22 protein-coding genes are annotated in these 23,085 nt (G+C 44.3%); 16 read left to right on the forward strand and 6 right to left on the reverse strand.

Features of this window, described 5'->3' with window-relative positions; genetic code table 11:
• On the reverse strand, nucleotides 1-684 hold a 684-nt coding region (locus tag CKO50_RS24585), incomplete at its 3' end, for an ABC transporter permease (RefSeq protein WP_255229513.1).
• On the reverse strand, nucleotides 678-1,370 hold the full coding sequence (locus tag CKO50_RS09860; RefSeq protein ID WP_095728014.1) for an ABC transporter ATP-binding protein: 693 nt from the start codon (nucleotides 1,368-1,370) through the stop codon (nucleotides 678-680). The genes CKO50_RS09860 and CKO50_RS24585, both read right to left, overlap by 7 nt.
• A gap of 188 nt (nucleotides 1,371-1,558) precedes the next feature.
• Between CKO50_RS09860 and CKO50_RS09865 the strand changes: the two genes are divergently transcribed.
• From CKO50_RS09865 to CKO50_RS09895, 7 genes are all read left to right on the forward strand, one after another.
• Nucleotides 1,559-2,659, forward strand: a complete 1,101-nt coding sequence (locus tag CKO50_RS09865) for a phosphoribosylaminoimidazolesuccinocarboxamide synthase (protein ID WP_095728015.1) — start codon at nucleotides 1,559-1,561, stop codon at nucleotides 2,657-2,659.
• Between the two features lie 116 nt (nucleotides 2,660-2,775).
• On the forward strand, nucleotides 2,776-3,408 hold the full coding sequence (locus tag CKO50_RS09870; protein ID WP_095728016.1) for a methylamine utilization protein: 633 nt from the start codon (nucleotides 2,776-2,778) through the stop codon (nucleotides 3,406-3,408).
• A complete protein-coding gene (locus CKO50_RS09875; protein WP_095728017.1) occupies nucleotides 3,405-5,741 on the forward strand; it encodes a bifunctional diguanylate cyclase/phosphodiesterase in 2,337 nt (778 codons plus the stop codon). Before CKO50_RS09870 ends, CKO50_RS09875 begins: the two co-directional genes overlap by 4 nt.
• Nucleotides 5,728-6,555 (forward strand): DUF3034 family protein, encoded by an 828-nt coding sequence (locus CKO50_RS09880; RefSeq protein ID WP_095728018.1) that lies wholly within the window; start codon nucleotides 5,728-5,730, stop codon nucleotides 6,553-6,555. The genes CKO50_RS09875 and CKO50_RS09880 overlap by 14 nt, the downstream gene beginning before the upstream one ends.
• Complete coding sequence (locus CKO50_RS09885) at nucleotides 6,556-6,975, forward strand: group 1 truncated hemoglobin (RefSeq protein WP_095728019.1); 420 nt, start codon at nucleotides 6,556-6,558, stop codon at nucleotides 6,973-6,975.
• Nucleotides 6,976-7,221: 246 nt separating this feature from the next.
• Complete coding sequence (locus CKO50_RS09890; protein ID WP_095728020.1) at nucleotides 7,222-7,623, forward strand: adenylyltransferase/cytidyltransferase family protein; 402 nt, start codon at nucleotides 7,222-7,224, stop codon at nucleotides 7,621-7,623.
• Between the two features lie 4 nt (nucleotides 7,624-7,627).
• Nucleotides 7,628-8,455: a sulfurtransferase gene (locus tag CKO50_RS09895; protein ID WP_095728021.1), complete on the forward strand. Its 828-nt coding sequence runs from the start codon at nucleotides 7,628-7,630 to the stop codon at nucleotides 8,453-8,455.
• Between the two features lie 79 nt (nucleotides 8,456-8,534).
• Here CKO50_RS09895 and CKO50_RS09900 read toward each other — a convergent pair whose 3' ends face one another.
• Nucleotides 8,535-9,503, reverse strand: a complete 969-nt coding sequence (locus tag CKO50_RS09900; protein WP_095728022.1) for a class 1 fructose-bisphosphatase — start codon at nucleotides 9,501-9,503, stop codon at nucleotides 8,535-8,537.
• Between the two features lie 154 nt (nucleotides 9,504-9,657).
• Between CKO50_RS09900 and CKO50_RS09905 the strand changes: the two genes are divergently transcribed.
• On the forward strand, nucleotides 9,658-12,081 hold the full coding sequence (locus tag CKO50_RS09905) for a zinc-dependent metalloprotease (protein WP_095728023.1): 2,424 nt from the start codon (nucleotides 9,658-9,660) through the stop codon (nucleotides 12,079-12,081).
• Nucleotides 12,082-12,135: 54 nt separating this feature from the next.
• Here the strand turns inward: CKO50_RS09905 and argE are convergent, their stop codons facing one another.
• Nucleotides 12,136-13,284 carry an acetylornithine deacetylase gene (argE, locus tag CKO50_RS09910; RefSeq protein ID WP_095728024.1) on the reverse strand — a complete coding sequence of 383 codons (1,149 nt, stop codon included), beginning with the start codon at nucleotides 13,282-13,284 and terminating at the stop codon, nucleotides 12,136-12,138.
• Between the two features lie 176 nt (nucleotides 13,285-13,460).
• Here argE and argC point away from each other — a divergent pair, with 176 nt between their 5' ends.
• The 7 genes from argC (at nucleotide 13,461) to CKO50_RS09940 (ending at nucleotide 20,180) form a co-directional block, all read left to right on the forward strand.
• Nucleotides 13,461-14,471, forward strand: a complete 1,011-nt coding sequence (argC, locus tag CKO50_RS09915) for an N-acetyl-gamma-glutamyl-phosphate reductase (protein WP_176474644.1) — start codon at nucleotides 13,461-13,463, stop codon at nucleotides 14,469-14,471.
• Nucleotides 14,468-15,247, forward strand: a complete 780-nt coding sequence (gene argB / locus CKO50_RS09920; RefSeq protein ID WP_010607124.1) for an acetylglutamate kinase — start codon at nucleotides 14,468-14,470, stop codon at nucleotides 15,245-15,247. The genes argC and argB overlap by 4 nt, the downstream gene beginning before the upstream one ends.
• A 9-nt stretch (nucleotides 15,248-15,256) precedes the next feature.
• Complete coding sequence (locus CKO50_RS09925) at nucleotides 15,257-16,177, forward strand: ornithine carbamoyltransferase (RefSeq protein WP_095728026.1); 921 nt, start codon at nucleotides 15,257-15,259, stop codon at nucleotides 16,175-16,177.
• 11 nt (nucleotides 16,178-16,188) lie between these two features.
• On the forward strand, nucleotides 16,189-17,400 hold the full coding sequence (locus CKO50_RS09930; RefSeq protein ID WP_095728027.1) for an argininosuccinate synthase: 1,212 nt from the start codon (nucleotides 16,189-16,191) through the stop codon (nucleotides 17,398-17,400).
• Nucleotides 17,401-17,414: 14 nt separating this feature from the next.
• On the forward strand, nucleotides 17,415-19,280 hold the full coding sequence (gene argH, locus CKO50_RS09935; RefSeq protein WP_095728028.1) for an argininosuccinate lyase: 1,866 nt from the start codon (nucleotides 17,415-17,417) through the stop codon (nucleotides 19,278-19,280).
• A 178-nt stretch (nucleotides 19,281-19,458) separates the two neighbouring features.
• A complete protein-coding gene (locus tag CKO50_RS23965) occupies nucleotides 19,459-19,617 on the forward strand; it encodes a hypothetical protein (protein ID WP_176474640.1) in 159 nt (52 codons plus the stop codon).
• 35 nt (nucleotides 19,618-19,652) lie between these two features.
• Nucleotides 19,653-20,180: a hypothetical protein gene (locus tag CKO50_RS09940; RefSeq protein ID WP_095728029.1), complete on the forward strand. Its 528-nt coding sequence runs from the start codon at nucleotides 19,653-19,655 to the stop codon at nucleotides 20,178-20,180.
• Between the two features lie 100 nt (nucleotides 20,181-20,280).
• Here CKO50_RS09940 and CKO50_RS09945 read toward each other — a convergent pair whose 3' ends face one another.
• Together CKO50_RS09945 and coaD are read right to left on the reverse strand one after the other, a co-directional pair.
• On the reverse strand, nucleotides 20,281-21,639 hold the full coding sequence (locus CKO50_RS09945) for a capsule assembly Wzi family protein (RefSeq protein ID WP_095728030.1): 1,359 nt from the start codon (nucleotides 21,637-21,639) through the stop codon (nucleotides 20,281-20,283).
• On the reverse strand, nucleotides 21,636-22,118 hold the full coding sequence (coaD, locus tag CKO50_RS09950; RefSeq protein ID WP_010374242.1) for a pantetheine-phosphate adenylyltransferase: 483 nt from the start codon (nucleotides 22,116-22,118) through the stop codon (nucleotides 21,636-21,638). The genes CKO50_RS09945 and coaD overlap by 4 nt, the downstream gene beginning before the upstream one ends.
• Nucleotides 22,119-22,303: 185 nt before the next feature.
• Here coaD and CKO50_RS09955 point away from each other — a divergent pair, with 185 nt between their 5' ends.
• Nucleotides 22,304-22,960, forward strand: a complete 657-nt coding sequence (locus tag CKO50_RS09955) for a TetR/AcrR family transcriptional regulator (protein WP_095728031.1) — start codon at nucleotides 22,304-22,306, stop codon at nucleotides 22,958-22,960.
• Nucleotides 22,961-23,085: the final 125 nt, after the last annotated feature.

Consider the following 23,085-nt stretch of genomic DNA (forward strand, 5'->3'; position numbering starts at 1 on the left):
GTGTGTTGCATCCTGCTTTCGTGTAATCATTCGAGACGGCTTGCTGTGGCCTGTGCTATGCATGCTCTCTATGGCACTTAACGGCACATGTAGTGTTTTATCTACAGGCGTTCCCGTGGCTGCCAAAATGCCAGAAATAACCAGCGGATTGTCATCATGATGATGGAAGCTGGTATTGCCCATGCCATGAGAAATGACGATTTTTTGTCCCAGCTGATAACCCAGCTTTTTTGCGACCATAGCTCCAAGTACCACTTCTTGGCCATTGTGAAATGGTCGACCAGCGGCAAAGGTGAGGTGCTGCTTTTTAGCATATTGATAATGGCTGAAGTAACTTGCATCTGTGCCCAGCACAGCAAAGCCTTTGTGGCTATCGCCTAAACTAATGGGAATGCTCCAAGCAACGCCGCGTTGTGCCTTGATGTACTCGTAACTTTGCCATTGTACGGCATTATTGGCGTGACCAATTCTAAATACGCTTGAAAGCAAAAGCTGAATATCACCTGTACGTGCGCCGACAATTAGGTCTGTGCCAGAAATGGTGTTCGCAAAGCTGGATTTTGCGTCTTGGCGTACACGCTCAACCGACAGCAGTAACATGACACTAATTGCAATGGTCACTAGAGTTAGGGCAACGCTGGCTTTTCGGTTTAGCGTACTTTTCCACGCAAGTTTGATTAGCATAGCGGTGCTCCTTGTTGTAAATCAGGTAAGCTTATTTGCCTATCAAATAACGGCGCTAAGCTTTTGTCGTGACTGACAAAGAGAATAGATGCACTGTAAACTGCGGCTTGGCTAAAGAGTAATTTAATAAATCCATCACGGCTGTCGGCATCTAGGGCTGAGGTTGGCTCATCGGCAATAATGATTTCGGGCCTGCCAATAAATGCGCGAGCGGCGGCTACGCGCTGCTGTTGGCCAATACTTAACTCCGCAACACTACGGTGTTGTGTGTGCTCGTCTATACCAAGATCACAGAGCAGAAATTTGGCTTCTTGCTCAAGCGATTTATTCTGCGAGGAAATAGTTTGCCTGCGCTTTTTGGAAAATTCGCAGCCAAGGGTAACGTTTTCAATAGGCGATAAGTAAGGCAACAAATTAAAGTTCTGAAAAATAGTACCTATATGATCGGCTCTACACTTATCTCGTTGGCCACGGCTCAGTGCGCTCACGTTTGTGCCTGCAATTTCAATTTCTCCGTGCTGGCAATCTAAGGTGCCTGCAATCAATCCAAGCAAAGTCGATTTACCGCTGCCGCTTGGACCATGTAAAAACACGTGTTCACCTCGGGCGATATGTAGCTTAGGTATGGTTAGCACCGGGGTGCTCGACTTAGGCCATGTAAACTGTAATTGAGATATCGTAAGCATAACGCCTCAACGCTGGCAAATAATGTTGTGATGGTATAACAAGAATGACTAAAGCAAAACCAAGTTAAGCTCAACAACAAGCGTGTAAGTTAAATTGTGATTTTTGTTCAGCTCGACTATTATAGCGGCCCTAACCCCCTCATTATTTTGTGCCCTTTAGCAAGGCGCATCCTGTCATCGGAGTAACAATGAGTAGCTACAAAGTTTTAGACGTTAATGACGATCTTCCAATTCGCACTAAAGGTGCGGTTCACAGTGGTAAAGTACGTTCAGTTTATTGGTTAACCGACGCCGACAGTGCGCGTTTAATTGAAGAAAAAGGCTATCAAGTCCCAGTGGGTACAGAGCTGGCAATTATGGTCATTTCAGACCGTATTTCAGCGTTTGACTGTATCTGGCAAGGTGAAAATGGTCTTAACGGTGTACCGGGTAAGGGCATTGCGCTTAACAGCGTTGCTGCACATTGGTTTTCACTTTTTGATAAAGCTGGCCTTGCAGGTAATCACATTGTTGATATTCCACATCCTTATGTTTGGATTGTGCGTAAAGCCAGTACGGTAAGAGTTGAAGCAATTGCGCGTCAATATATTACTGGCAGCATGTGGCGCGATTACGCAAAGGGCGTAAGGGAGTTTTGTGGCTTGCAATTACCAGAAGGTTTAGAGGCCAATCAAAAACTAGATAATGTTTTGATCACACCTTCAACCAAAGGGATCATCAAAGGTTTAGCAGACGTACCAGCAGTGGATGACGTAAACATCTCTCGTAAAAACATCGAAGATAACCTTGCGGCGTTCAACTTTAAATCTGCGTCAGATGTGGATAAGTACGAGCAGTTGCTAACCGAGGGCTTTACCCTGATCAGTAAAGAGCTTGAGAAGCTTGATCAGATCTTTGTTGATACTAAATTTGAGTTTGGTTACGTTGAAGATACCGACGGCCAAGCGCGCCTAATTTATATTGATGAAGTGGGGACGCCTGACTCGTCACGTATTTGGGATGGCCCTGCTTATCGCGATGGTAAGATCGTTGAAAACTCAAAAGAAGGTTTCCGCCAGCTATTGATAAACAACGTACCAGATAGCGATGTGCTGCTGAATAAAGACCGCATGCCTGAGCGAGAAGCGCTTGCTCGCGATTATCTTTTGCCAGAAGCGGTGATGATGTCGGTAAGCGAAACGTACGTTGGGATCGCAAGTAAAATCGTTGGTCGTGAGCTAACGATCCCTGCGGATCCTCGCCAAGAAGTTATTGATATTCTTGATAAGCAGTACGGTTTAATAGATTAATTCTTTTTCAATTGCCCTGATAGACAAGTTTATTAGGGCAATTTCCTCAATTCACTTGCTTTTCATTGCAAGGTCTCTTTTACTTAACCTAATTGTTGCAAAAAATAGAGTTAGATATGCGAACGTCTGTTCTGCTCCTACTAAGTTTTTGCTTTTTATTTCTTTTAGACTCAAACTGTGCAAAGGCTGGGCAATTAACAGTGCTAGATGGCAACGGCAAGCCCTTACAGTATGCCGTTGTTGAATTGACGGATGAGCCTGCCGAGTCAACAGTAAAAGCAGTGGCTGTTATGGATCAAATCAATAAACAATTTGTTCCTTTCATCCTCACCATCCAAAAAGGACAATTGGTTAATTTTCCTAATAGCGATGATATCCGTCATCACGTTTACTCGTTTTCTGTGGTAAAACCTTTTGAGCTAAAGCTATACGCTGGCATGCCAAATCAACCGCTTAAGTTTGAAAACGCTGGTGTTGTGGTGTTAGGTTGTAACATTCACGACTCTATGGTGGGTTATATTTACATTGCAGATGACAAGCAAGTATTGGTATCTGATGCGGATGGAGTAGTCACTCTGCCAGACTCTGCGAAACAAGTAACGGTATGGCACCCTTATCAAGATATTGGCATAGATAGTCGGCAAACCGTGCAAATAGTAAGCACAACGGCGCCAATATCCGTCACAATAAAAACAACTTATCCAGCGCCGCGTAATACCTTTGGCGAGCGCTTTGGACAACATGAATGAATAACAGTTTTAAAAATAAAATAATTAGTCTCTGTATCTTACTTATCCTAGTCACGGCGGGGATGAGCTTGGCAAGCTTTTGGTGGTCCACAAGTAAATTCAATGAAGCGCAAGCGCAAAGAAAAATTCAAGTGGCGCAAAATGTTTATCAACAGTATTTAAAAGCGCGAGAGCAGTTATTGGTTACTGCTGCGACTGTACTGACCGCTGACTTTGGCTTTAAACAGGCGGTCGCGACGAGAGACGCACAAACCATCAGTAGTGTGTTGTTTAATCACTCCCGTCGTATTGATGCCGACTTAATGCTGTTGCTGGATGTGAAAGGCGACCTGATCTCCGCTAACAGAGAAGGACTCGACTTCCCGAGCGACACCAGAACTTGGATGCAAGCGTTGCAAAGCCACACCGACCACTCAGCTTTTGTGGTGCTTAGTGAGCAGTTGTATCAAGTGATTATTTTGCCTGTGCGAGCACCTAGGACGATTGCATACTCAATTATTGGCTTTGAAGTGGGGCCTGCGGTGGCGTTAGAGCTTAAAGAGCTGACGGGAATGGAGACGAGCTTTGTTGGTGCCGCTGATAACCTAAAAGCAAGCTCGTTGACTGCTCTTACACTCGGTGGTGATTTATTTACCTTCCTAGCGGCGCAAAAAACGACCCGTTGGCTTAGCCAGTATCCGGTATATGAAAGTGCAGAGGTGAACTTACCTTCTCTTGATAGTAACCCGGTGAGTTTGGTACTCAGTGCGGATTTAACTACTCAGTATCAAGAATTCGATAAAATGGTGTTGACCATTATTTTACTCTCTCTCGGTACTATCCTTATTGGCTTTATCACCAGTGGTATTGTTGCCAAAAACCTTACCGCACCGCTTAGTAAGCTTACTGAGTTGGCAAAACGCTTTGCCAAAGGGGATTACTCCGCCAAACTCGAAGAGGCTCGACCGACCCAAGAAATTTGCCAGCTTGTTGATGCTTTTAATGATATGGGTGAAGACATTCAAGAGCGTGAGGAGCAGATCCGCTTTCAAGCTAGTCATGACCATTTAACAGGGTTTTTTAATCGTAATGCGGCTTTGGATAAGTTGCATTACATGCTCAGTGGCGGCGCTGAATATTATTTTATTGCCATAGACATAAAGGGGTTACGCCATATCAACGACAAACTCGGCCCTCGGGTAGGAGATGATTGTATTAAAGCCGTAGCGAACCGGATAGCGGAGATTAATACAGCCGAAGGCAGATTGAATGTTAGGCTTGGCGGCGATGAGTTTTTAGTTGCACATCAAGCGAGTACGTGTGCCGATCCGCAAAGTGCTGTGCTCGGTATTGTTGAATGCGCTGAGATGCTAAATCAAGGTCTGAGCAAGCCCTACACTGTGCAGGGGTTAGATATTTCGCTTCACTTTAGTATCGGTGTAGTGCATTACCCCAAACAAGCGCATACTCCCGAGGATGTTGTTCGCCGGGCTTTGATAGCCGTTGATACTGCAGCGCACGATGGTCATGATGTTTACTACTACCAATCTGGTGAAGATGAAGCCCATCTAGAGCGCCTGCAAATTATTGATGAACTAAAACACGCTATTGCCAACGACGATGGTCAGCTTTTTATAACCTACCAACCAAAGCTAAATATGAAAACCAATCGTATTGATAAGGTTGAGTCTCTTATTCGTTGGCAACGTAAAAATGGCGAATGGGTGTCGCCCGAATTATTTATCGATCTTGCCGAGCAATCAGGTTTGATTGTTGAGTTAACTCAGTGGGTAGTAAAGACTGTGGTGTCTCAAGTTGCTAATTGGGTACGCCAAGGTGAACGCATCAAGGCGGCCATTAATGTATCGGCACAAGACATCGCAGATAAAAACTTCTTGTCTCATCTTAAGACGCTACTAGACACCTATAACGTCAAACCTGAGTTGATCACCATAGAGCTTACTGAGCGAGACATGATTGAGAATGAGGAAAAAGGCATTGCGGTTCTCCAAGCGCTCAAGCAGCTTGGCGTGCAGGTCTCGCTTGATGATTATGGTGTCGGTCAAACCTCCCTTGGTCGATTAAAAATGTTACCAATTGATGAGCTGAAACTCGACAAGGTATTTATTTTAAAGCTCGCTCAATCGGAAAAAGACCAGTTTATTGTGCGCTCTACTATCACGCTTGGTCACCAACTTGGGTTTAGCGTGGTTGCGGAAGGGGTTGAAGACGAAGCATCACTTGAGCTACTTGAGTCAATGCAGTGTGATTATGCACAAGGCTACTATCTAAGTAAGCCGCTCAAAGCCGCTGACTTTGACCAGTGGCTCGGGAGATATAATGAAGTGGGCTAGTGTTTTTGCCGTGTGCTTATTTGTATGCGGCTCAACTTATGCCGCAACAGGAAAGTTACTAGCGACGCCCGGGGTGTCACAGGTTGAAGGAAGTGCCGGTGGTGGTATTGTGCCGTGGGCGCAGCTTGCCGGATACGCTTCGGAAGATGAATGGTCGGCAAGCGGTTTTTGTAGCCGAGCTAGCCTGAAAGACTACCAGCTCGATGTGTGTGGTGTTCAAGCCAACTTATTCGATCGCGTAGAGTTAAGTTTCGCTCGACAAAACTTCGATGTGGATGCGCTTAATCTTGATATTGAGCAAGATATTGTTGGTGCTAAGGTGCGGCTATATGGCGATATCGTCTACAGTAAATATCCACAATTGAGCTTTGGTATTCAGCATAAGTCTTTGGATGATGCTACGGTTGCCAATTTACTTGGCGCTGAAGATGACTCAGGAACGGATTATTACTTAGCTGCAAGCAAACTGCATTTGGGCGCTGTAGGTGGTTATAACTGGTTCTGGAATATTACGATGAGACATTCTCGGGCTAATCAACTTGGCTTACTAGGTTATGGTGGGGCTAACGATAGTACGCCTTGGCAACTAGAAGCCAGTAGTGCTGTGTTTTTATCTCGGCATTGGGCTGTCGGTGCTGAATATCGCCAAAAATCCAACAACCTTGGACTTGGTGAATCAGATTGGAAAGATATATTTGTCGCTTGGATCCCGAATAAGTCAGTAAGTGTGACGGCGGCATGGCTAGACCTTGGAAAAATCGCAGGGCAAACTTCTCAAACGGGTTGGTATCTATCTGTTACGGGGTACTTTTAAATGAAATGGCTATCACTAACCGCAATTTTGCTTTTCCTCGTAGCGTGTAGTGCTTCAACTCCAAAAACCTCTCTGTATGTGCAAATAGGGGGCAACATCGGCGCTGAAAAGCTAGTAGACGCGTTTATTAAACAGATTGGCAACGATGACGTTATTTTACCGTATTTTAGAGAGTCCAACGTTAGGCACTTTCGTGAAGGGTTTATCACTCATCTGTGCGATACCTTAGATGGCCCTTGTGATTATGAAGGTGATAGCATGGTGCAGATCCACACTGGTATGGCTATTAGTGAGTCTGACTTTAATCGGGTGGTTGATCTTTTGATCAACGCAATGAGTGAGGTTGGGATTGCTCACTCTGTACAAAATCAAGTTCTGGCCCGCCTAGCACCGATGCGAAGTGAAGTGATCAAGTTGTAGGCGCAGTAGCAAAGTCTGGTAGAAAGATTTGTTTCTATGTTGTTAGTAAATCTGTCCTTACAGGTTTATTGTGTTGTTTTTTGTATTAAATATCTCAACTTAATTGAGTAAAGAAAAAGCTGAATTTTGATGTTTAACTCTGTAGTCTAGTAGCCAAATTGTCGTAAACTTCGTCACGGTTTTAGCAACAAATAAATGTCACTATGAGTTACAACTCAAACCGTGCTGATTAAAAAGAGAGCCAAGTTGAAAAAAGTTATCACATTTGGAACCTTTGATGTATTCCACGTTGGTCATGTCAATATTTTAGAGCGTGCGAAAGCGCTAGGTGATTATCTCATTGTGGGGATCTCATCGGATGAACTTAACTTTTCGAAAAAAGGTAGAAATCCAATATACTCAATAGCAGATCGTCTAAAAATCATTAGCTCATTGCGATTTGTAGATGAGGTGTTTGTGGAAGAATCTCTGGAGCTAAAAGCACAATATATCAAAGACTTTGATGCCGATGTTTTGGTGATGGGTGATGACTGGAAAGACAAGTTCGATATGTATAAAGATATCTGTGATGTGGTTTATTTAGAGCGTACCCCATCAATTTCAACAACAGAAATAATAGAGGTCGTGCGCAGACCCGAAGGAAAATAATAGCATGAAGCATGTGGTAGATAGGGAATGGCTCTTTGCAAACCTTGGCAAAGTGAAAGTATTGGATGCTGGCATTGTGAAACCGGGCCAGTCAGGGCCTTATAACGCGCCTGCAATCATTCAAGGCGCGCTGCGTTTTGACATTAGTGGCGCGCTGGCTAACCCCCATGCTAAATCACCCAATATGTGCTGCGGTCCAGCTCAGTTTCAAGCAGAAATGCGACAGCTTGGTATCAACCAACATGATGTGTTAGTCGCTTACGATGATAAGGGCATGTTTAGCGCTGCCAGAGCTTGGTATATGCTCAAAATGATGGGTCATAAACAAGTGTATGTACTGGATGGTGGATTACCTGCTTGGTGTGAAAAACAATTCCCTTTGAGTCAAGCATACGCGCAAGTCCAACAAGCTGGAAATTTTGTCGCGGTATATGATGAAACAGCATTTGTTGATAAAGCAGCAGTGCTTAGTAATATTGACGCCGAACTGAGTTGTTTATTCGATGCTAGAGGTGCAAAGCGCTTTACTGGTGAAGAACAAGAGCCTCGTGCAGAGATGCGCAGCGGCCATGTGCCTAAAAGTAAAAACCTACCATATACGAGTTTGCTAAACGCCGATGGTTGCTTTAAACCACTCACCGAGCTTGAAGTGTTGTATAGCGACTTATCAAAGGATAAAGCTCAGCCTTTGATATTCTCTTGTGGCTCAGGTGTTACAGCTTGTATTTTAGCGCTGGTAGCTGACGAGCTAGGTTATAAACAGTTGACGGTATATGACGGCTCGTGGAGTGAGTGGGGCGCTGATCCCGATGTGCCTGTTGAGACAAATTAATCCACTATTTAATGTGAAAAAGGTGCCAATGGCACCTTTTTCATTTGCGAAGCGAGCTATTTTCTCGCTTCAAAATAGATCACTTATGATAAGCAAGGCACGCTTCAACTTCGTGCTTTGAGCCTAAGATAACACCAACGCGTTGATGTATTTCCTCAGGTTGAATATCCAAAATGCGTTCACGACCAGTGTGGGCAATACCGCCAGCTTGCTCGACAAGCATCGCCATTGGGTTGGCTTCGTAAAGTAGGCGAAGTTTAAATGGCTTGTTTGGATCTTTGCGATCTTCTGGGTAAGTGAATAGTCCGCCACGGCATAATACGCGGTGAACATCGCCAACCATTGCCGCTATCCAGCGCATATTGAAGTTTTTACCACGCGGTCCGGTTTCACCTTCAAGTAGATCGGCAATGTAGTTTTGCATTGCTGGGGTCCAGTGGCGTTGGTTGGAAGCGTTAATAGCAAACTCTTTGGTGTCTTCTGGAATGGCTGCAAAGTCTTGTGTGAGTAGGAAGCTACCGTGTGTTTTGTCCAGCGTAAACAAGCGAGTTCCTTTGCCTGTTGATAGCGCTAACATGGTTGATGGGCCATATAACACATAGCCCGCTGCTACTTGTTTATGACCTGGCTGCATAAAGATCGCAGGATCGCTAGGATCTGAACCTTCAGGGGCTTCCATAATAGAGAAAATAGTACCAACTAGTGAATTAATGTCGGTATTGGATGAACCATCCAACGGATCGAACGCGACAATATAGTTCGCTTTTGGATTGCCGGCGACGGTGTAATCTTCTTCTTCAGAAGCGATGGCTTTGACATAGCCAGATTCAAGCAAAATATCTTTCAATAGTTGATTTGAAAGTACATCGAGCTTCTTTTGCGTTTCACCTTGAATGTTCTCATCTAAGGTTGAACCTAATACACCTGAAAGTGCACCTTGGCCAACACGGAACGATATTTCTTTACATGCCGCGAGAATGGTTCGGATTAGAGAAACCAACTCACGAGAACAACCATCTTCAATTAACACCGGAGGGAGTCTACGCATTTTTTAAATCCTGATCACCTTGTGTTTATGGCAATAAATAGTGTGAGAGGTGCCATAAACAGCGCTGTAATTCGTCTTGAAAGGCTGTAAATTGTATACGATTTCATATACAACTGGGGTTAAGCCTCAAAACCATAAATAACAAAGAGCAGCCATGAGAAAAATAACGTGCTTCACTCAAACTGTATCCGCTTTGCTACTGTGTATGATAACCCAAGCACACGCAGCAATTAAGTCTATTGATGAATTTACTGCCAGTTTTAATCATCATCCCGGTTTTTACGCCTTCTATAGCGATGATTCGAGCGGCAAACTGTACTTAGACATCGACAAACTAGACGCCCCTTTCTTGTTACAGCATAGTTTACCTTATGGTGTGGGTTCGAATGATATCGGTTTAGACCGCGGTCAGTTAGGCGGTACGCACTTAGTTCAGTTTGAACGTTTTGGTGATAAGGTAATGCTGCGTGCTATCAACACGTATTATCGCGCAAGTGCGAATAGTATGGCCGAAAAGCAAAGCGTTAAAGAGGCTTTTGCTTCAAGCATTTTACACGGGTTCAACGTGGTTGCAGAAGATAAAGACAGTGTGTTGATTGACTACACGCCTTATCTACTCAGCGATGTGCATGGTGTTGCTCGCACGTTGGCAAATCGTAATCAAGGTAGTTTTAGCTTAGATTCAAGCCGCAGCGCTGTGTTTATGGCGCGCTCAAAGGCATTTGTTAAAAACACAGAACTTGAAGCCGTGTTGACATTCAAAGGTACAGAGCCTGGTGAATATGTACGCCAAGTGAGTGCAGATCCTTATGCGCTTACGGTGCATCAGCATCATTCTTTAATTGAATTACCTGACGATAACTACCAGCCTCGTGCGTTTCATCCGCAATCGGGTTATTGGAGTATAGAGCATAAGGATTACTCTGCACCGCTTGGACAGTCAATGTTTGTGCGTTATATCCCGCGCCACCGCTTGCAGAAAAAAGACCCTACGGCACAAGTCTCAGAGGCCGTAGAGCCAATCATTTACTACCTTGACCCTGGCGTACCTGAGCCGGTCAAAACTGCATTACTTGATGGTGCTAAATGGTGGGATCAAGCATTTGAGGCTGCTGGCTACAAAAATGCGTTTCAAGTCAAAGTACTCCCTGAAAATGCCGATCCTATGGATATTCGCTATAACGTGATCCAGTGGGTGCATCGCGCTACGCGTGGGTGGTCATACGGCGCGTCGGTAATAGACCCGCGTACTGGTGAAATTTTAAAAGGTCACGTGACGCTAGGTTCGTTGCGTGTCCGTCAAGACATTCTTATTGCCGAAGCACTTTCTGCGCCGTTTGTTGAGGGTAATGAGGTGACTGAGCGACTTCATGCTATGGCGCTAGACCGTATTCGTCAGTTGAGTGCACATGAAATTGGCCACACCTTGGGCATTGCACACAACTTCTCAGCGTCGGTAAAGGATCGCGCGTCAGTCATGGACTATCCTCATCCGCTGGTGGGATTTGAAAATGGCCAACTGGATATCACTAAAGGCTACGCAAAAGGCATGGGCGCATGGGATACACAAGTGATTAAATATGGTTATAGTGATTTCGCTGGCGCTGATGAAGCCACTGAGCTTGCAGCTATTCTCGCTGAAAATAAGGCGCAAGGGCTTGAGTTTATCTCTGATTCAGACGCCAGAGCACAGGGCGGAGCGCATCCAACGGCGCACCTTTGGGATAACGGAGCGGATCCTGCTGCCGAATTACTGCGTGTGCTGGATGTTCGCAAGCAGGCGTTGAATAACTTTGGTATTCACAGTATTCAAAAAGGAGTTGCTCTGTCGCAGCTAGAGGAGAAGCTGGTCCCACTGTATCTTTTCCACCGTTACCAAGTTGAAGCCGCAGTAAAACTGATTGGTGGCGTGGACTACGACTATGAAGTTCGCGGTGACGAGGTGATAAAAGGCGCGAAAGTCGTGGCTAAAGAGGTACAGCAAAATGCAGCCAATGCGCTTTTGAGTACGCTCTCACCTGCGGCGTTGACTATTCCTGACTCTATTTTGGCGTTAATACCTCCCAAGGCTTACGGTGAGTACAAAACTCGCGAAAGTATTAAAGGGAGAACTGGGCTAACCCTAGATGCGATGGCATTACCAGAAGTCGCCGCACAGCATAGCCTTGACTTGCTGCTTAATCCACAGCGATTAAACCGTCTTGCACAGCAGCACGCACGTAATACTCAATACTTTGGTACACAGGCACTGTTAGCTGCTTTGTATCAGCAGGTATTTGCCCAATCAGGCAGTAAAGGCATGGCTCAAAAGCTACAGCAACGAGTGCAATACCTAAGTGCAACTCAGCTTGTAAAACTGAGTCACAACGATAAAGTCGCACCTGAAGTGCAGGCGCAGTTAAAGTTTTATTTAGCAAAAGTAGCGAAAGACTTTAATCAGTCGTCGGTATTTAGCGATGTTGCTTTTGAGCAAGCGTTTAAACATATGCTTGCACAGCAAATCAATCGCTACCTAGATTCAGGAAAGTGGCCTGAAAGTTTTAAGGCGCTTGAAATGCCGCCAGGCTCACCAATCTAGCCTTGAAAGCGAGACTAAAAAGGGCGCTCAAGTGAGCGCCCTTTTTAGTTATAATTAAGCAAAGCAACTTTCTCTTATTAGCTGTTTAATAATATCCTGACTTGGCTGGATTTTTTCCATTGCTAAAAACTCGTTGGGTTGGTGTGCTTGATTAATTGAACCTGGCCCCATAACGATAGTTTCGCAGCCTAGCTGCTGTAGAAAGGGGGCTTCGGTACAATAGTTTACCGCAATTGCTTGTTGTCCCGACAGGCGCTCAGCCATTTTCACTAAAGCAGAATCCGTCGAGCCAGTAAAAGCCGGAATAGGTTCGTGCATATCTATAACCGAGACACTATTTGGATAATGTGTATTGATGGGGGCCACCGCTGCTGTGAGCATGGCTTGTAGTTCTTTGATGCTCAGACCTGGCAAAGGGCGCATATCAATATGTAGTTCACAACAGCCACAAATACGGTTGGCATTGTCGCCGCCATGAATGTGTCCAAGGTTTAAAGTTGGGTAAGGAATAGCAAAGTGTGGAGTTGAATATTTATTCTTTAATTCTTCTCTTAACTTTAATAAATTTGCAATCACCTGATGCATGATTTCAATAGCATTTAAGCCACGCTCTGGATCTGAGCTATGGCCTGAACGACCAACGATGCGGATGGCGGTCGTCATATGGCCTTTGTGGGTAAATACCGGCACCATATCGGTGGGTTCACCAATAACGCAGCGCGCCGGCTTCAAGCTTGGATGTTTAGCAATTTCCTGAGCGCCAGCCATGGTGGTTTCTTCATCGGCGGTGGCTAAAATCATGATAGGAGCACTTTGCTGTAATTCATCAAGCTCTGAGATTGCATTCAATACGAAAGCAAAAAAACCTTTCATATCAATACTTCCAAGACCATATAATTTATTATCTTGCTCGCTTAATTTAAAAGGATCAAATTGCCAGCGGCTATCGTCGAATGGCACGGTATCCGTGTGGCCGGCCAACATTAATCCACCATCGCCATTACCTCGTCTTGCAATTAGATTATATTTTCCTTTTGCATGTTCAAGCTCTGTTACTTCGACAGTAAATCCTAACGTTTCGCACCACTGTGCGAGTAGGTGGATCACATTCTGATTACTCATGTTGAGACTTTCTTCTAATGCACTGATAGATGGCGCGGCGATCAGTTGCTGATACATTTCCATAAAAGCGGGCAATTTCATAAAAATTCCTAAAATACTTATTCAAAGTTCTTGCATAAAAATATAAAGATGTTTAGAGTGAATATCAATTCACTTTTTTAGCATAAATATATTTTGGAACAGCAATGCGACGATTTGACTTCAACAATTAGCAGAACCAACCCTAATCAAACTTTTTTAATCTTGAGAACACTATGTTGAAAGTATCTATAATCGGAGCGAGCGGCTACAGTGGCGCTGAGCTTGCTAAGCTGGTTGCCAAGCATCCTGCCTTCACACTTGCACATTGCTTTGTATCTGAGCAAAGCTTAGACAAACACAAATTCATCAGCGATTTATATCCAGAATATTCGGGCTTGCTAGATATTGAGCTGCAACCCTTAAATGAGCAAGCTTTTTCGTTGATAGAGCAATCATCGGATTATGTGTGTTTATGCACGGATCACAAGGTTAGCGTAGAGCTTGCACCGATATTTTTACAGATGGGGAAACGGGTTTTTGACCTATCTGGAGGTTACCGTTTATCTAGCAATGAAGACTACGAAAATTACTACGGCTTTTCTCACCCACATCAAGACTGGTTAGCGCAAGCGCAATACGGATTAGCTGAATGGTATGGCGATGCTATTAAAACGGCGAAGTTGGTGGCGGTCGCGGGCTGCTATCCGACTGCGGCACTCAATGCACTTAAGCCATTACAACAAGCTGATCTGATAATAGAGCAGCCAGTTATCATCAATGCTGTTTCAGGTGTTACTGGCGCAGGTAGAAAAGCGAATGTCGCCACACACTTTTGCGAAGTATCTCTTGCACCGTACGGTTTGTTTACGCACAGACATAGTCCAGAAATAGAAAAGTACCTTGAGCACCCAGTGTTGTTTACGCCGCATTTAGGGAATTTTAAGCGTGGTATCTTGGAAACGATCTACGTCACTCTGAAAGAAAATGTCACACCAAATCAAGTCGATGCCGCTTACCAAGTGCTTGCCGATGAGCCGCTGGTCCGATTAAAGGGGAGTCAACTCCCATCAATCAAAGCCGTTGAAAATCAGCCTTTTGTTGATATTGGTTGGCAGCAAAAGGGCAATCAACTGATCGTGGTTGTCGCGATTGATAACTTGCTTAAAGGGGCTGCAGGCCAAGCATTACAATGTATGAACTTGGCGGCGGGACTTGAGCATTATCAAGGTTTAGGAGTATCAGCATGAGCAAACAAACTTGGGTGATAAAACTAGGTGGCGCGGTGTTGAATCAAGAGGGTGCAGCGCAAGCATTGTTTTCAGCTATCAAGCAAATTCAACAGGATGCACCACACAAGCAGTTTGTGATTGTTCATGGTGGTGGGGCACTGGTTGATAAGTGGCTGACCGATGCTGGTTTTGCTACTGCAAAACATCAAGGACTGCGGATCAGTCCACAGGAGCAAATGCCCTATATTGTTGGTGCACTTGCAGGCTGTGCTAACAAGCAACTGATGGCGGACGCCATTACCGCCACGCTCAAGCCCGTTGGACTGTGCTTATATGATGCAGGGTTTACCACAACTCAAAAGCTTAAAGCGCTTGGCCGTGTAGGTAGCTGTGAAGCGAGTGAAGGCGGCATGCTTGAGGCTGTGTTGGAGTTTGACCGGTTGCCTGTTGTTAGTTCAGTTGGTATTGGCGCTGATGGTCATTTATACAACGTGAATGCGGATGAAGCAGCAGCAGCTATCGCCAGTAAGCTTGGTGCAGAACTTATTTTTATGACTGACGTTGAGGCGGTACTTGATGGCGATAAACAGCCATTAAATCAACTTAACGCGGAGCAGATTTCAACGTTAATTGCACAAAAGGTCATTGTGGGCGGGATGGAGGTCAAAGTTAAGACCAGTCTTCACGCTGCCCAACACTTACGACGAGGGGTGTACATCTCTAGCTGGCAAAAGCCAGAAAATTTAATTGCGTTGCTCAATGGTGAGCACGTAGGTACACAAATTCTGCCGTAGGAAAACACCATGACTAAGCATTTTTTAACTGGTTTGGAATTAGACCAAACCAAAGTTTTGAACTTATTAACGCTTGCAAAAAATATTAAAAATCAACCGCAAGAGTATAACCAGGCTTTAGCAGGCAAGTCGATTGTCACGTTATTCGAAAAGCCGAGCTTAAGAACGCGGCTGTCGTTCGATATTGGCATTCATAAATTAGGCGGCCATGCTGTGTATTTAGATCAGCAAAACGGTGCAATGGGGGCGCGTGAATCCGTAAAAGATTTTGCGCTTAATATTTCTACTTGGGCCGATGGCCTTGTGGCTCGCGTAAATCATCATAGTACGCTTGAAACGCTTGCTGAGTTTTCGTCGGTGCCAGTTGTGAATAGCCTATGTGATTTATACCACCCTTGCCAAGCGTTGGCTGATTTTCTCACCTTATTTGAAACTTACGACGATGTCAGTCAGATCAAAATCGCTTATCTCGGTGAAGGTAACAACGTAACACATTCATTAATGTTGCTTGCGGCAACGTTAGGTACTGACTTTGTGGCGGTTTGTCCTAAAGGTCATTCTCCAGATGCACAGATTGTAAAGCAAGCTGAACAAATTGCAGCGGTAAATGGCGCCTCAGTTCTGGTTAGTGATCGGGTAGAAGCGGCGGCTGGTGCCAATGTGCTCTACGCTGATACTTGGGTTTCGATGGGGAATAAAACGCCAATTGAACAGGTGAAAGACACATTTATGCCATATCAAATCAATCAACAATTAGTTGAAGCGTGTGGCGCACAAACCATTTTGCACTGCCAGCCAGCACATCGTGAGTTTGAAATTACTTCCGAAGTGATGGACGGGCCAAAGTCAAAAATTATTCAACAAGCTGAAAACCGCATGCATGCCCAAAACGCATTGCTGGTATCGCTGTTAAACAAAGATTACGTTTGAGGTTAAAAAACATGAGCAAGATTAAAAAAGTGGTACTGGCTTACTCTGGTGGATTAGACACATCAGCGATTGTGCCATGGTTAAAAGAGAACTACGGTTGTGAAGTTGTTGCCTTTGTTGCCGATGTAGGTCAGGGTGAAGAAGAACTGGTTGGGGTTGAAGAAAAGGCAATCGCATCAGGTGCCTCTGAGTGCTATGTCGTCGACTTAAAAGAAGAAATGGTTAGCGACTATATTTATCCAACTCTTAAAACTGGCGCTATCTATGAAGGGACATATTTATTGGGTACTTCGATGGCGCGTCCTATTATTGCTAAAGCACAAGTAGAAATCGCCCGTAAAGTCGGCGCGGATGCGCTTTCTCATGGTTGTACAGGCAAGGGGAATGATCAGGTGCGTTTTGAATCTTGCTTCTCTGCGCTTGCGCCTGATCTTAAAGTGATTGCACCATGGCGTGAATGGTCACTATCAAGTCGTGAATCGCTGCTTGATTATTTGGCCGAGCGTAATATCCCTTGTGCAGCCTCTGCTACTAAAATTTACAGTCGTGATGCTAATGCTTGGCATATTTCTCACGAAGGTGGAGAATTAGAAGATCCATGGAATGAGCCAAGCGATCAGGTTTGGACCATGACTAACTCTCCAGAAGCCGCACCGGATCAGCCTGAATATGTGTCGGTATTAATCGAAAAGGGTGAAATCACCGGTGTTAACGGTGAGCGTTACAGCCCGTATCAGTGTCTAGTTAAGTTAAACGAGATTGCAGCGCCGCACGGTGTTGGTCGTGTTGATATTGTTGAAAACCGCCTTGTCGGCATGAAATCTCGTGGCTGCTATGAAACGCCGGGAGGCACTGTGATGATGGCTGCGTTACAAGCGATTGATGAGCTGATCTTAGACAAGTCTTGTCGTAAATGGAAAACCGCGCTTAGCGAAGAGTTTGCACATTTAGTCTATGACGGTCGCTGGTTTACTCCACTGAAAGATTCAATTCTAGCTGCTGCAGAGTCTTTCGCACAGCAGGCAACTGGCGAGGTGGTACTTAAGCTTTACAAGGGCCATGTATACGCAGTGCAAAAGCAATCAATCAATAGCTTATACAGCGAAGATTTTGCCACATTTGGTGAAGATGACGTATATGACCAATCTCATGCGGAGGGATTCATTCGTCTATTCTCACTATCTAGCCGGATAGCGGCGTTAAACAAGCAAAAGCAGTCTTAAGGTAGGAGAGCGAAATGGCATTATGGGGCGGCCGTTTTTCATCAGGTCCTGATGAGGCATTTAAGCAATTTAATGATTCTCTGCCATTTGATTATCAATTGGCAGAGCAAGATATTGTTGGCTCTATCGCTTGGGCGGGTGCGCTAAAGCAAGTCGATGTATTAACTGAAAGCGAACATCAGCAGATTATCTCAGCGCTGAAACAGCTTTTGGATGAAGTGATTGCGGATCCGCGTAGTGTAGCAACCGCAGGACATGAGGATATTCATTCTTATGTTGAAGCTAAACTTATCGGCAAAGTGGGTGACTTAGGTAAAAAGCTGCACACAGGTCGAAGCCGTAACGACCAAGTAGCCACTGACTTTAGATTGTGGAGCCGGAAAACGGCGCAGCAACTGCTTGTGGCACTAGGGTCACTAAAGCAAGCCTTAGTGACACTTGCAGAGCAGGAGCTTGGTACTATTTTGCCAGGGTATACCCATTTACAGCGTGCTCAGCCAGTACTCTTTAGTCATTGGTGTATGGCTTACGTTGAGATGATTGAGCGTGATGAGTCGCGCTTGAATGATGCGCTTGAAAGGTTAAATGTATGTCCACTTGGCTCTGGTGCACTAGCGGGGACTGCTTATCCTATCGACCGTGAAGTGTTGGCCGTTAACCTTGGCTTTAGAGAAGCCTCTCGTAATAGTTTAGATGCGGTCTCTGATCGTGACTTTGTGGTTGAGCTGCTCAGTTGCGCGTCTATTTCTATGATGCATTTATCTCGTTTTGCTGAAGATTTGATCTTTTACAATTCTGGTGAGTCTGGCTTTATTGATCTGGCCGATAGCGTGACGTCCGGCTCATCCTTGATGCCACAGAAAAAAAATCCTGATGCCTTAGAGCTGATCCGCGGCAAAACAGGCCGAGTTTTTGGGGCCTTTAGCGGTATGATGATGACACTTAAAGCTTTGCCTTTGGCGTACAACAAAGACATGCAAGAAGACAAAGAAGGCCTGTTTGATGCTATGCCAACTTGGCTTGCTTGTATTCATATGGCTGAAGCATGCGTTAAAGGCATTAAGGTTAATGGTGATAAAACGCTAGCGGCTGCAAAAGGCGGTCACGCTAATGCGACTGAACTTGCTGATTATCTTGTTGCTAAGGGGATCCCGTTTAGGGAAGGCCACCACATCGTCGGTGAATTAGTGCAGTTGGCAATTAGTAAGGGGCAAAATCTTGAGGATCTGAGCTTAGAAGAATTCCAGCAGGTCAGCGAGGTAATTGCAGAAGATGTCTACCCTGTACTCGAAATTGACGCTTGTATTGCCGCCCGCAAAGCATTAGGCGGCACCTCATTGCCACAAGTAGCCAGTGCTATTAAAACGGCAAAAAAAAAGCAAAAAATCCTAGTGCGTGATGCCAATTTAGACGATGTTGAAGCTATTGCTGGGCTGATTCAATATTGGGCTAAAGTCGGTGAGAACCTACCACGAGCGAAGAGTGATATGATCCATAGTATCAATGAGTTTGCGGTGACAGAGGTCGATGGCAAAGTGACAGGGTGTGCATCTTTGTATATTTACGACACTGGGCTTGCTGAAATTCGCTCTTTGGGTGTAAATCCCGAGAGCGAAATAAAGGGGCAAGGGCAACTTTTAGTCGAGCATTTGCTGGTAAAAGCCAAAAAATTGGCTCTCAATCGTATTATTGTACTAACTAGAGTGCCTGGCTTCTTTATGAAACAAGGTTTTAATAACTGTACCAAAGATAGTTTGCCTGAAAAAGTGATGAAAGACTGCGAGCTGTGCTTGCGTAAAGATAACTGTGATGAAATTGCGATGGATTTCATTATAAAACAAACATCTAGCTTAAGTATTCCGTGTAAATTTGTGGCTTAACACCAAGCTTTTATAGAATCAGAAAGAGCGATTATTAGCGCTCTTTCTGTATATAAATCAACCTGTTGAATTTGTCAAAGTAAATGTTGGCATACCCTGTGCTTAATTTACCCCGATAATTTTTAGGTAGTTCATTTTTGGGAACCTGGTCCCAAGTGTAAATTTTGAGGGAAATTACATGATAAAAACAATTCTAGCGAGAAAAAATCAAGCTAAAACAACTGGTCAAACAAAGTCGCTTTCTGATAAGGTACTTCTAACTGAGTCTGTATTAGGTAAAGTATCAGGTGCTCGAGGTGGCGGTGGCATTCTTATTAAAGACCCGCAAATCAACTAGTAAATTCAAACTAGCGAGTTCCGATCAAGTCATCTATGTATTTTGATCTTACAAAAATTGGTATATTTTTTGACTCGATAGTGGTGGTCGGTCTGGTGACCGGCTTCCTTCTCAATCTCCTCTTCTATGTATTAAAAATAAAAAGCAACTTATCTCTCGTCGTGACCAGTGGTGTGGTTGCCTTGTCCTATTTGATTAGTAATGTATATCTAGATTTAGTCCAAGCGGATTACACCTTGTATCTGATGTGGTTTTTTTATGACTTACTGACGATTGCGCTATTGATAGGCATAAACTACAAACTCAAAGGACCTTGGTGTAATGCGTTACATTATGTGTTTTTATTCTTAACGATAAATTCTCTGCTTTATTTAGGGCTTTACATAGATTTAGCGATATTTGACACTCGTGAAGAGTGGTGGTTCTGGAGTGTATATTCTGCTGCGGTACTTATTTGCGATTCTATTATTGTGATAAGCCTGATCATTGATAAAGACTGGCTCAGTCTAATAAAGCTGTTGCGAAAAGCGGGTCTTAAAGTTGAGCGTGCCAATAACAATTGATAGTTGATGTGTGAACCAATTTGACTTGAGGAAACGTATAGCGATGGCTTTTGAGGTTTATCAACTCTTACATAATGAAAAGAGCGGCGATGGCCGCTCGTTAAAACTGATATTCCACACTCAACGTAAGTGCTGCGTGGCTTTCGTCTTCTTCCTGAGACTTATCTTGCCATGCTTTTACGCCTATTTTAGCAAGCGCGCCAAACACGCCTTGTTGATAACCGAGCTCGAGCTGGTTTCGCTCAACGTCTAGTGTGTTAAATTCAACTCGCTTTAGCTTGGCATAAGCACCAATGCCATCTGTGCTGAAGTAATCTAACGCGAAAGTGAGGTTTTTAGCGTCCAACCCCGAGCTTGCTCCAAGCCAGAGGTCGCGTTCACTGTAGTGCGCTGAATCCACTGTATTGTCTCTTGGGCAAAGTGCGAGTTTTAGCTCATCTTTACAATCAATGCTTGTATCTGAGTATTCAATAAAGCTTTTAAGACGATAGTCTTTCCCACCCCAGTAGCTTTCAATACCTAGGGTGTACATTGGATTGCTTGGTAATACACCACTGTCGTTATTGCCTGCAAACTCACCGTATAAAGCGAGCGGTTGATTAGCTATCCGAGTGGAGTATTTGAAGTCAACGCTGGTGAGGCGTTGCGTTTGCTTTTCGCTTTCAAGGTTTTGTTGTTGATAAACAAAGTCGCTGGATGTTGTACTAAAACCAAGCTCTAGGCCTTGGATTGGAAATGCTGCTGCTCTAAAGCCCCAAAAATCACCATTCTTTTTACTGGCTATATTCGGGCGTTGTTTTGCCATAATGGCCGTCACTTGCCAAGGACCAACGAAAGAGAAAAAGCTCGGTCCAATATAGTTATTATTGGCACGACTTAAACGAACTGCCTTCATTGGCGCTGCGTTGTTTGAAAGCATCAGCGCGTTTTCGTTGCTCGGTCCCCACCAGTAGCTTAGTCGCTCAGCGCTGAGAGACCAATTACCAAACAACACTGCAAGGTGACTGCCGTGGTGATTAACATATTTTCCATCTTGGCCTTCATCTGCGTAGTTAACCGCAACTTTAGCGCTAACAGCACTACCGGTAACAACGCCATAAGTACGCAAGCCTGAACGTTCATTTTGACGTTCACCAAAGCCTGTGGAGCGCGCTTCAGCACCGTTAAAGTGTGCTTTTACGCTACTGTATTTTGCTCTTTTTGCTTGTTTTAGCGCATGGCGTAAATGTGCCAATGCAAAGCTTGCGGTTTCAGAGAGGTTTTTGTCATCAATAGCGGCAAGATCATTAACAATGCCGCTCCACAGCAAAGGATATTGATTAACCGGGCGATTTATCACGCCTTCTGCAACCAGTAAATCTATGCTGTGTTTGAGCTCACTTTGCGACACCTCTATCCAAGGTGAAGCGTGCGCGTAAGTACCAACCAATACGGCTAGGGATAATAGGCACTTTTTCATCCGTGTAGTTTTTCCTCTAAAGCTTTGGCAACCAGCGGGTGAACAAATTCACTGACATTGCCTTTATGAAGTGCAACTTCTTTTACTAAAGTTGACGATATAAATGAATTCTTTTCAGATGGCGTTAAAAATACGCTTTCCAAATCGGGATGTAAACGGCGATTCATATTAGCCAGTTGGAACTCATAGTCAAAATCAGACACCGCGCGAATGCCGCGGATCAGTACGTTGGCTTTTTGCTCTTTCGCTAAATCAACTAACAATCCTGAAAACCCAATCACCTTTACATTTTTATGTGACTTTAAAATTTCTTCAGCCAAAGCAACACGTTGCTCTAGTGAGAAACAAGGCTGTTTATTTGGGTTATGGGCAATTGCCAAAATCACGGTATCAAACATTTTTGCTGCACGTTTGATTAAGTCTTCATGTCCATTAGTGAGGGGATCAAATGTGCCAGGGTAGAGGGCGATGACTTTCATAAGCGTAACTATGTTGAATTTTTTTGTATGGTAACAAGGTTTTTTTGAAAAAACACTGGTCAGCTTTGTCGGATCTAAGCTTATCTAGAGTTAAAATTAGTGCTATTTTTTCACATGGAGCGCGAAATAGCGTAATAACTCTAGCAATAGCGCGACCACATAATCAACAAAGATAGAGAATCGTAATGAATACCAAGGAAAAAATAATACGTACCAGCATCGCGTTATTTAATTTGCATGGAGAGCGCGCGATTACGACAAATCATATCGCGTCCAGTTTGGGGATTAGCCCTGGCAACTTGTACTATCATTTTAAAAATAAAGAAGACATCATTCGGCAAATATTCGCCCTTTATAGCGAGCATTTAAATACGCATTTTAAGCCACTGGGGCAGCACAACGAACCGCTTGAGCAGCTAACTCAATATTTAGACTCCTTGTTCGATCTGATGTGGCGTTATCACTTTTTCTACGACAACCTGACAGACATCTTGGCTCGTGATGATGAATTGAAGAAAAACTACATTACTTTTCAGTTACGCTTACTCGAGCAAGTAAAAGCTGTAGTAATTGGTCTAAGAGATACGGGCGTGATCACCATAGATGATGAAGATGCAAAAGAGCTCGCGCATATGTTGAAAATGACTGTTAGTTTCTGGACTCCCTACGTTAAAGCTAGAAGAATGACAGGCGTACTTGAGCAGCAGGATATATACAATGGCATTGTTAAAGTACTGATGATTTTTAAACCTTACGCGACGCCCATGAGCGCACCGAAAGTGGCACAACTTCAGCAGCATTATCAAGCACTAGCAGAGGCGAGCTTACCGAGTATTGCTTAGCCTTAAATAATTAAGCTGGCCTTTTGCCTTGGTGAGCACGGCAAAAGGCTTTGTAGAGCACAAAGGGAAAAGGTTTGTTTATTTCCTAATCGGCTCTGAGTTTGATATACTCGCGCGCCCGAACT

The sequence above is a fragment of the Pseudoalteromonas sp. HM-SA03 genome (assembly GCF_002289345.1).
Lineage (GTDB): Bacteria > Pseudomonadota > Gammaproteobacteria > Enterobacterales > Alteromonadaceae > Pseudoalteromonas.